This window comes from Candidatus Babeliales bacterium, from assembly GCA_035944115.1.
In the GTDB taxonomy this organism is placed as follows: Bacteria; Babelota; Babeliae; order Babelales; family Vermiphilaceae; genus DASZBJ01.
In genome coordinates, this window is sequence record DASZBJ010000021.1 from 1 (window position 1) to 9973 (window position 9973).

A 9973-nucleotide genomic window follows, 5' to 3' on the forward strand; every position below is an offset into this window, starting at 1 on the left:
GGCAGTGAATTGGTGGAAAAAAACACCTGCTCACGATAAGATGCATCAAGTTGTTGAAGTTCCTGTTGGTTTTTTGACCAACGCGATTCTTTTTGGTTGCTGTGCATCGTTTGCAAGCAAATTAGCAACGGCTGCTTGTGCGGAGGCGCTTGCAATTACTAGAAAATCAAATCCTGCAATAACTTCTGCTGTAGCAACATCCGAAGCTGTTGCTACAGCGGTGCAAAGAACGAAAGCAGAGGCTGTAAAATTACTTGAAAGGCTATCTGAAGCGGAACAAGTTGCTCAGGCGCCGGCACTTAAGCTTTTGAATGAAGTAATATATGATCCAAAATTCCCTCAATTCCCGGCTATTGTAGAAACTGCTTGGCAAATGACCCTTGAGACCCTTCAGCTGGCTGTTGAATATATCACATTGGCTAAAGATACAAAAAAACTTGCACATGTTTTTCATGGAAAGCATAACTTTAATGATTTAGTGAAACATTTTAATGGCTGTCAAATAACAACGTTACGAGAAATTTTAAAAGCAGCTTCGGGTAAAATCCCTGCAGCAGGAAGGTTTGAAAATTTTCAGATTCAAGTTTTTAATCAGATAGTACATATTCAAGGATGTGTTATTAATAATGTCCCTAAACTTAGTACCGCTTTTATAAAATTAGTAGGAAAACCATAATGACCTGGAAAGAAAATTTATCTAAGTTTGAGAGAAATAAACAATGGGATGATGCAATAGCGTATATGCAAAATGTTATTGCTGAAAATCCAAATGATGTTGATGCGGCGATTTGTATGAATTATCTACTTATGTATGTAATTGTTTATGAAGGAGTTGATGAGGCAAGTCGTGGGTATCATATGTTTCTAACAAAAAAATATTTTAAAGAATCGTACGCAAAATTTTCTGAGGATTCAGAATATCTCTTTTTTACAGGAAAAACCGCAGTCATGGGGCAATGGTATTTTGATTTAGAAGATGAAGATCTCGATAATATGTTAGAAAAAGCTAGACAGCTTGATAAAAATAATCTTTTATATCAGTGGATTTGTCGTCCTGATTCTCATGTGAGCAATCTAGAATGGAAGTATTATTCTAAAGCACTTGTTGCAGACGGCTCTCCGGCAAGAAAGCAATTGGAATCAAAGGGAGCAGTGGGCGCATACCTACTGGAGATGATCATCGGATGGAGTGCTACCTATAAAGAGAAATTATGTAATGACATTAATGAATACCTATTTAGTCAAATGAGCGTTGAATCGTTTTGTGATTCATGTCGCTGTTATTATTTACACGGATCAAAAGATGGTGAGTTTAATCAACAAGAAGAACAGCTATTTTCTGAGCTTCATATGATTGCCAGTCGTTATATAGAAAGCACAAAGAATCCAACTAGATACACAAGAATACCATTTTCAGAATCAGAATTGCGACAAAAAGCACTGCAAGTCCAACAAGTTTTAAAGTTATAAAGACGTCAAAACTTGGAAAAATTATGCAATTTTACGAGCGATATGCATTTTTAGAATTTTTTGATCGAGAAGAAGCAATTGAGCTGGAAGCAAGCATTCTAAGATATATTATGTTTTTAGAGGATGGATCGATATTTTCTTTGTATTTTTCTCTTCATGAAGGATATGCAGTAATCAAATTGGGCTTTAATAATACAGACAAATCTATTTTTGAAATAAGCATAAGCAGCTTAGATAAGATATCATGTACAGATGATTCGCTATATTTTTTTAAGCGAAGTAAAGATATCCCTTTTCCATATCAAGATTTACGATTAAAAGAACCATTTTTAATTGTACGTGTAAAGCCAACGGTTTCTTTTCAATGTGATATATAAAACAATGAGGAATTCGGAATGGCTTGGCAAAACACTTTATTATCATTTGAGCAAAACAAGCAATGGCACCAAGCCATAACGTATATGCAAAACGTTATTGCTGAACATCCAAATGATGTTGATGTTGCAATTTTCATGAATTATTTACTTATGTATGTCATTGTTTATGAAGGTATGGATGTAATAATTGACGAATATTATCAATTTTTGGCAAAAAAATATTTTAAAGAATCGTATGCAAAATTTTCTGAAAATGCAGAATATTTGTACTTTTCAGGAAGAATTGCAGTCATGGGACAATGGTATTTTGATTTAGAAGATGAAGAAGTAGAAGATATGCTAGCAAAGGCGCTTCAATTAGATAAAGATAATCAGTTATATCAATGGAGTTTTCGTTCAGATTTACATTTGAGTAATTTAGAATGTAAGTATTTTTCAAAAACTTTGATTGCAGATGGCTCCTCAGTAAGAAAACAATTAGAGTCAAAGGGAGCAGTCGGGGCCTATTTGTTACGGATGATAATTGAATCTAGCAAAACCAATAAAGAAAGAGTATATACAAAAATAAATGAATACTTACTTGACCACATCGATTCTAAATCTTTATGTGTTGGTTTTCGTTATTATTATTTACAAATGATAGAAGATAAAGAGGAGTGTGACTTAGAAGAAAAAAAACTTTTTGTAGAGCTATTTAGTATTGCTGATAAATCTCTTGAGTTTCGAGAAGGTCGTAGCATTTTTATAGGGACTCCGTTTTTAGAACTAGAGTTAAAACAAAAAATTCTTGAAGTTAAAGAAATATTGGCAGACCAATACGGAAAAGCGATGGCAGAGGCGTTTATAATAAATTCGATTAATGCTGGTTAATCGCAGCAGATTTTAAAAATAGAGAGACGCATGCGCGCCTCTCTCAATATCCACATTCTTATCAATAACATTTTTATCACTCAAGCCCCAGAACACCATGATTGGTTCCGGTCATTAATATTCCGCTTGCGCCAATCTGTTTTACCCAATAAAAAGCAGATACTGTGTTGAGGGTATCATCAAGCAGTGTAAATTGATCGGGATTAATAATGTTCCATTCTCGTACATTATACGGAAAGCTAATCAGGCGGTTTACCGATGCTGGATCCTGTGGACGCCTACCAATAAAAAAGCGGCGTGCGCCATCGGTCCAAAAGTGGTTAGTGGGGAGCAGCGTTCTAAAAATTGGATTATCTGAAAGTGCATTAAAATTAGCGGGTACAAAATTAAATGGTCCTGCGTCTTGCGTGCCATTCAGCTGATGAATCGCGCTTCGGTCAAATGTTTTTAAGAATCTCTGATCTTCTATGCTGGTTGGCCAGCTCGTTGTAGGATTTTGTATTGCTGATGCAGCAAACGTAGGATTAAAGAATGGATCAATACCGGCAATTTTTGTGTAAAATACGCCATCGGTGGTGCTAATTATGCTCCAGGCTGCAGCAAGTTGGTCTGCAGCGGTTTGTACGCCACTAACCGTATGGGATCCAAATAGTCCGTTGTTGGTTGCTAAGATTACCTGTTCGGTATCATTTTGATCACTGGTAGATATAATTTGTATTGCAGAAAAATAGGCGGTTGAAGCGAATGAGGGGCCAACATTTGTTTCAGCAATAATAGTTGGGGTGGTGCCCACTGGGAACATGCTATTGACCGTTGCAGCGAATGGTATGCTGTACAACCTGCTTTTGAGAGGTTCCGTTTTTGAGCTGTTCGATGCCAGGACATACAGATTATTACCGATAGTTTTAACGCTGGTGATAGATCCAACAATATTTTCTGCTTTAAACCAGACACCGTTAGAAAAAGGAGGCAGATCTAATGTGGTCAGAGAACTTTGAGGAAATCCGCTGCCATTCGGTTGTGCAAAGACGTATAACCCGGTTTGCGTCCCTGCAAAAAAGTAGTTTGGCTGATCGGTAAAGGTTACGGGCAGGGTGGCAACGGGTGTACCTTGGCGGGAATATTCTAGGCTCGTCACGCATCCTGCATGTTCGGGTAAAGTACTGAGGAAAAAGTTTTCTGGTTCTGAAAAGTCTGTGTAGACCGTTTGGGGTGCCAGTGACGCGGTCCCGTCTCGGCTGGTACTGATGCGGGTGAATGCAATCTTGTTGTTACTGCCAAATAGGGCGTAACGGTCAGCGGTGGCCCCACTAAAACCGCGCGTGAATGCATCTAAATCGAGCACTGAATAACATCCACAGCAGAAATATTTATTAAGGCGTTTTACCAATGATACCTGATCCGTATTGGCCGTGCATGCCGAGCAGTTGCTGCCTTGATCCCAGGTGTTGACTGCTACCGTGCGTCCAGTGTCTCCCGCAACAGCCCAGATGTTTCCGGTTACTGCATCCACATCAAAAAATTTAACACGGCATGGGTTCATACAGCTTGCAAATGCAATGAAAGGGAACGCTCGTTTGGCCCACGGAGTCCATCCAATAATTTTTCCCGTTTCGTCAAACAGTGCCTGAGAATAGATAATGCCGGTTTCATTCGTGTTATCTTGTGGGATGTTGAACGATACGTAGACGGTATCTCCAACGACAACCATATCAGATGGTTGGTTGGTAGGATCGATTGGTAACGGAGAATCGCCTACCAATGCAAAATAATCGGTACCCGCTGGGGCAATAGTAGGATCTTGTGGTAGGTCGCCGGGTGTAGCGGCAGGAATGGTGAATTTAAAGTTGGTTAACGGAGCATCTTTCTTTGCGAGTGTGCCATGGATCGCCTCATCAGCGGGTGCCACTTCTCCATCGTTATCGCGCAGATCAACCAAAGGAAGGGCAAAGATTTTATTCATAGATGTATTCTCCATGCCGTTAATTTGATTGCCACCATTAATAATGAGATAGCTGGGGCCGGTGCTCGCATGCATGACCTTCATCTGATTAACTTGGAGAGTAAAAGCGGTTGATACGGGACTTACGTCACCAACAATAATTTCACGCAGGTCAGCAGGAATCGGTTCAGGAGTTATTGCCCCGTCAGCTGCAATAGTAGAAAACTCTAAAGTTCCCGTGCAGGTTTGCATTGCATTAGTAATAACGCGGCCGACTACGACCGCTTTTGCGCTTTCAATGGTTGTGATGGTAAATCCGGTATAGAGACGTTGTAATGGATCATCCCAATACAGGACTACAGGGTTGGATCCTATAATAGTTGGATCAGAATCACCCGTTATTTTAATTTCATCAATCGTGCTGTCCAATCTTTTTGCCTTGATCCCCATGTCACCCGCTTGAGCGGCAGTTTGGGTTAAGCCAACGAGTTTTGGAGGGCAAGACTTATCTCGGTTTATGCAAACCACCGCGATGCCGCTATCAAGATCGCCAAAAGTTCCTCCGCCTGCAGGTAGGACAGCAGCAAATATTTCATTGTAGCTTGCTGCAAGCCCAACGACGCCAGCGGTATCGGCGCCGTCGCTATTAACTGTGCCGCCCGCATCATTTAAGGTACCGCTCGTTTGTTGAGTTTCTCCATCAGTGGTGAGGGCAAATACCTGTTGAATGAATGAAGCGCTGGCTACTGCAAGGAGTGGGGAAGGATTACCTTCTTTTGTGGCCAGAGTGAGGAAGTTGATTTTGCTATCAGTTAAAGGTGGGGTCGCTGTAGTAAGTGCAATAGCGCTAAATTTCAACGGAATCGATGCGCAGCGATTGATTTTTGATAATGCAAATTCGCCGCCATTAGCATCAAGTCCAACATATAAAGTTCCGGTTGCACGATCAAAGACCTTAGCCGTAACAGGCACAGTGAAGCTGAAAGGTGATGAGCCTGTTATGCTACCATGTACAATCAATGTTCCAGTGAGTTGCCTTGTTTGCGTAGCGACACCGAATAAAACAATAGCTAGTAGGCGGTAAAAAATAGTCTCTTTCATTACATTCCTTTTTATGATCTAGAGTGTTGGTATTGCTATCAACATCCTTATGTATAGAAAAAATAGAGAAAAAAGGGAAGGTTTTTATCGGATGGGATCTTTGGATTCCTTTTTTTGGTTTTATTGTACTGAAAAAGATAGTTTTGGATGGTTAAAACAGGCAGTGCTAATGGTTTTTTGTGAAAAAGCATGCAACTTTTATTGACTTTTATTATCAAGTAATTCACTCTATCAAGGATAGAATATATATAATACTTGTGTTAATTCAGGGGGCATAATTGCTTATGAATAAAAACTTACTTTCTATAGCAATCTTTAGTTTGAGCGTTATTGTATTAAATCCGTGCCTTGAGGCAATGGCTCCTGCACCCCGTCGGCTTGTTGCTTCGGAAATGGCTCAGGAGTTGACAGTTAGAGTTATTAATCAACTTCCTGTACCAGCAGCGGATGTCCGATCATTCTTTGATAGAATGTGTAATGAGAATGCCGCTGGTCAATTATCATTATTCAAGGCAGATGCATTAATTACAGCAACTGTTGCCGATTTGCAAAAGCGAAAGAATGGTGAGCTGCTCGCCAATTCACTTACTGCAAATTATTATAAGATTATACGTCGTCAATTACGGTAACAATCTGACTTTTTTAAAAGAATAATAAAAAGAGGCTGCAGGTGTGGCCCCTTTTTCATGGGTAATAGATTGACTTTTGCTTGTAATGTATTCATTCTAATCCCCGAAAAAATATAATATCCATGCTAATTCGGGGAGTGTGCTTTTTTATGAATAAGACTTTATTTTTCATAACAATCTTTAGTTTGAGTGTTATTGTATCAACGCAGAGTTTTGCTGCTGCTCCAGCGCCGGCAGCACTAGATTTATCAGCTATGATGGCTGCTGCCCAAACTGCAAGGGAAAAATCTCAAGTATTACAAGTAGCTGCTATAAAAGGGCAACTTGATTGGGTACAACGTAATATGAAAGAATTTTTTGATCAAATGCATAGTGAAAATCAAGCAGATAAATTACCAATTTTAAAAGCTGATCAAATAGTAGCGGCGACTTGTGCTGAATTTGTGAAAGTTCGAGGCGGTAATATAATCCTACAACCATTTCAGTCAAGCTATCATGGCATAGTGCGAAAACGACTTAGATAACAATCTGACTTTTTTCTAAAAAATAATAAAAAGAGGCTGCAAATGTGGCCTCTTTTTCATGCGTAATAGATTGACTTTTGCTTGTAATCTATTCATCCTAATCTCCGACAAAATATAATATCCATGACAATCCAGGGAGTGTGCTTCTTTATGAATAAGACTTTATTCTTCACAACAATCTTTAGTTTGAGTGTTATTGTATCAACGCAGAGTTTTGCTGCAGCACCGGCCCCAGTACCAGCACTAGATTTACTACTTTTAATGGATCAGGCCCAAACTGCTGCGCAAGTATCTCGAGTACTAATAACTGCTACTCAGGCAAAGAAGCTTCCTTGGGTTCATGCGAATATGGGGATTCTTTTTGAGCAAATGCGTAGTGATAATCAAGCAGGTAAATTATCTCTTTTAAGAGCAGATTCAATCGTAAGTACGACTGTTCAAGAGCTTTGTAGATTGCGTGATGGGGGCCAAGTTGCGCGAGATTTAGATGCACAGTATCGTAATTTAGTGCGGAAAGAACTTAAATAACAATCTGATTTCGATCCCCTAGAAAATAATAAAAAGAGGTTACAAATGTGGCCTCTTTTTTCATGTTATAACGCACAGTAAAAATGAAATTTCTGCTTCGAAAAATTTTGATCGTATCAACCGCATTGCTTAAAACAGAAGGGCATACTTTTTACAAAGCATGCCCCTTAACATTCGCAAGTATGACTATAATTATGAATTGCATTAAAGAGCATAAATAATCAGATATTTTTAGGTCTCACTCGCTCTTCAACTCAAGATTGCAAATCATTGTGGTGGGAATCGAAACATCTTTTTTACAATAAAGTGTACCAAATTTCGCAATTTATTTATGTAAAGCACCATTGCTGGCTCCTTTTTTTAACTATGAAAAACAATAATATGGATATAATAACTTCTCTATTGGCTCAATCATGCTGGCGGATATCGGAACATCTTTTTCACAATAAATTGCACCAAGTTCCGCAACTTATTTATGTAAAATACCATCACTAACTCCTCTCTCTTTAGCCACTAAAAAATACAAAGAACTATCACAAGTCGTCAAGAAGGAAGCTGTATCATCTTATTCATGATGGCGGAAAACGGAACATTTTTTTCACAATGAAGCGTATCAAGTTCTGTAACTTATTTCTGTAAAACACCATAACTAACTCCTTAATAATACATTAAAAACCATTGCAATAATGGATTATAGTAAGAGCGCATAATTTTATCAACGAGTCTAATAAAATGATAACGCAACAACTCTGGCCAACGGGTCACAGCATGAACTTAAGTTGTGACGCAATACTACTAATTGTACCAACTACATTGCTTAAAACAGAAGGACATACTTTTTACAAAGCATGTCCTTCAATATTCACAGCTACAGGTATAATCACGAACTACATTAAAGAGCATAAATCATCCGATATTTTTTAGGTCACACTCGCTCTTCAACTAACGAAAATGTAAGAAATTATAACCTCTTTAAATGCCTGGCTAAAATTACAGGTCACCCTGGTGGAAAACGGAACATCTTTTTTACAATAAACTGTAATGTGTCCCACAACTTATTTATGTAAAGCACCATCGCTGGCTCCCTAATATTAAGAAATAAATTAAAATTATTGCTACCATTGCAACACGGATAGTAGTATAATCGGCGCATATAGGTTTATCAACAATCCTAATAAAAAATCATAAAAAAAGATGATGTATATAATGATGAATGTCTTGAACTTTATTGGTGAAATAATTAAGAGCAACGGCTTTGCACTTACAGTGCTTATTTCATCTTCCATCATAAAGATATATTTATTAAAAAAACTCATTCCGCTTGGATTCACTTCATCGGTAATCCGCATTCCATGGTTTCTTTTACTCAGTATCCTGATTGGTTCTTTGTTTGGGGATATTGCATGGGTCATAAAATTAATTCATAAACTATTCTTATTTGATAAGCCTTATACAATTGTGGTATTTTGGACACGAATCTCTTGGGCATTTGTCATAATCCAATATCAATCATTCGGGCTATTTATCGAAAGCTTCTTTCTTAAATCATTTTCTCTCAATAATCGACATAAAATAACTGTTCTATGTAGCACCATATATTCACTCTATTTCTTTGTTATAGCATTTTTTGATTCAAATCTTACTGATATTGCATCTCGAGATCATGCGCGTACCATTACCGATCCATTCCTTATTCCCTTAGAGATCAGAGCGATGCGACATGCTATATTATTAATATTTTTTTTGCATATTATACCAAGTGCTATAAGCATGTTACATCGTCTGCGTAAAAACGAACTGCCAATGCTACTTAAACACCAAATTAAAATAATAATATGTTACCTATTTACTCCTTATGTTTGTGTAGAGGCGATGCTTGCAATGCAGTATTTATCTCAAGTAACACAACACAATTTTACTGCTATGCAACATAACTTCACTGCAATAGTTGCCGTTTCTACAATATTTATCACCTACGCTGTCGCTTATTGTATGCATACTATTACAAAATTGCGTTTCTTAAACACGACCTCGCAAGTGGAATCTCCATACAGCGATAATTTCATTTATAACTTTAAAACATTGTTAGAAGCATGCAGCCATATAACAAAAAAATCAGAACTTACCGAACTCACGAAAAATTTCTTCGAGCAAACCTTTGCAATACATCCAGATGATACAACGCTCATTATCTGCTCTGATGGTGCCTACTCAAATAGTTTAAAAGCTGTGCCAACTCCCCATCATACAGAGATCCTGATCAAGCAATTTTTATCAAACGCTGATCAAGAACATTATTTAAAAAAACAGAAAATTTTACTGTATAACGAAATAGAGTTTTCACAATTTTATCAAGATACTCCACTCAACAACGCACTTTTGGAATTCCTGAAAACTCTTAATGCAGAAATGTTTATTCCGGTGTATCAGCACGGCATAGTGATTGCGTATATTATCATTAATCGCCAAAAAAATGGTCTGTATGGTAACCACAAGCAGGATGAAATAATTGTATTTGCTCGCTATCTTAAA

General features: G+C 37.9%; 9 protein-coding genes. 8 read left to right on the top strand and 1 reads right to left on the bottom strand.

All coding sequences use genetic code 11. From position 1 onward, the window contains the following. The 4 genes from VGT41_02765 to VGT41_02780 all read left to right on the top strand — a co-directional run. A partial coding sequence (locus VGT41_02765) for a hypothetical protein (GenBank protein HEV2601195.1) occupies window positions 1–676 on the top strand: 676 nt, incomplete at its 5' end. Further along, entirely contained in the window at window positions 676–1470 is a 795-nt protein-coding gene (locus VGT41_02770; GenBank protein HEV2601196.1) for a hypothetical protein, read from the top strand. The genes VGT41_02765 and VGT41_02770, both read left to right, overlap by 1 nt. A 23-nt stretch (window positions 1471–1493) precedes the next feature. Further along, window positions 1494–1847, top strand: coding sequence for a hypothetical protein (locus tag VGT41_02775; protein ID HEV2601197.1), 354 nt, complete (start codon window positions 1494–1496; stop codon window positions 1845–1847). Window positions 1848–1865: 18 nt separating this feature from the next. Next, the gene (locus VGT41_02780) at window positions 1866–2717 is read left to right on the top strand and encodes a hypothetical protein (protein HEV2601198.1); all 852 of its coding nucleotides are present in this window, start codon (window positions 1866–1868) and stop codon (window positions 2715–2717) included. Between the two features lie 76 nt (window positions 2718–2793). Here the strand turns inward: VGT41_02780 and VGT41_02785 are convergent, their stop codons facing one another. After that, entirely contained in the window at window positions 2794–5760 is a 2967-nt protein-coding gene (locus tag VGT41_02785) for a hypothetical protein (GenBank protein HEV2601199.1), read from the bottom strand. A gap of 284 nt (window positions 5761–6044) precedes the next feature. On the opposite strand from VGT41_02785, the gene VGT41_02790 reads away from it, so the two are divergent. The 4 genes from VGT41_02790 to VGT41_02805 form a co-directional block, all read left to right on the top strand. Next, window positions 6045–6389, top strand: a complete 345-nt coding sequence (locus VGT41_02790; protein HEV2601200.1) for a hypothetical protein — start codon at window positions 6045–6047, stop codon at window positions 6387–6389. Between the two features lie 149 nt (window positions 6390–6538). Further along, entirely contained in the window at window positions 6539–6913 is a 375-nt protein-coding gene (locus VGT41_02795; GenBank protein ID HEV2601201.1) for a hypothetical protein, read from the top strand. Between the two features lie 150 nt (window positions 6914–7063). Beyond that, window positions 7064–7441: a hypothetical protein gene (locus tag VGT41_02800; protein ID HEV2601202.1), complete on the top strand. Its 378-nt coding sequence runs from the start codon at window positions 7064–7066 to the stop codon at window positions 7439–7441. Between the two features lie 1206 nt (window positions 7442–8647). After that, window positions 8648–9973 (top strand): hypothetical protein (locus tag VGT41_02805; protein HEV2601203.1); only part of this gene is annotated, 1326 nt, incomplete at its 3' end.

Coding starts and splice junctions, on each gene's coding strand:
- VGT41_02775 (HEV2601197.1), top strand. CDS start 1,494: ATGCAATTTTACGAGCGATATGCATTTTTAGAATTTTTTGATCGAGAA.
- VGT41_02770 (HEV2601196.1), top strand. CDS start 676: ATGACCTGGAAAGAAAATTTATCTAAGTTTGAGAGAAATAAACAATGG.
- VGT41_02785 (HEV2601199.1), bottom strand. CDS start 5,760: ATGAAAGAGACTATTTTTTACCGCCTACTAGCTATTGTTTTATTCGGT.
- VGT41_02780 (HEV2601198.1), top strand. CDS start 1,866: ATGGCTTGGCAAAACACTTTATTATCATTTGAGCAAAACAAGCAATGG.
- VGT41_02800 (HEV2601202.1), top strand. CDS start 7,064: ATGAATAAGACTTTATTCTTCACAACAATCTTTAGTTTGAGTGTTATT.
- VGT41_02790 (HEV2601200.1), top strand. CDS start 6,045: ATGAATAAAAACTTACTTTCTATAGCAATCTTTAGTTTGAGCGTTATT.
- VGT41_02795 (HEV2601201.1), top strand. CDS start 6,539: ATGAATAAGACTTTATTTTTCATAACAATCTTTAGTTTGAGTGTTATT.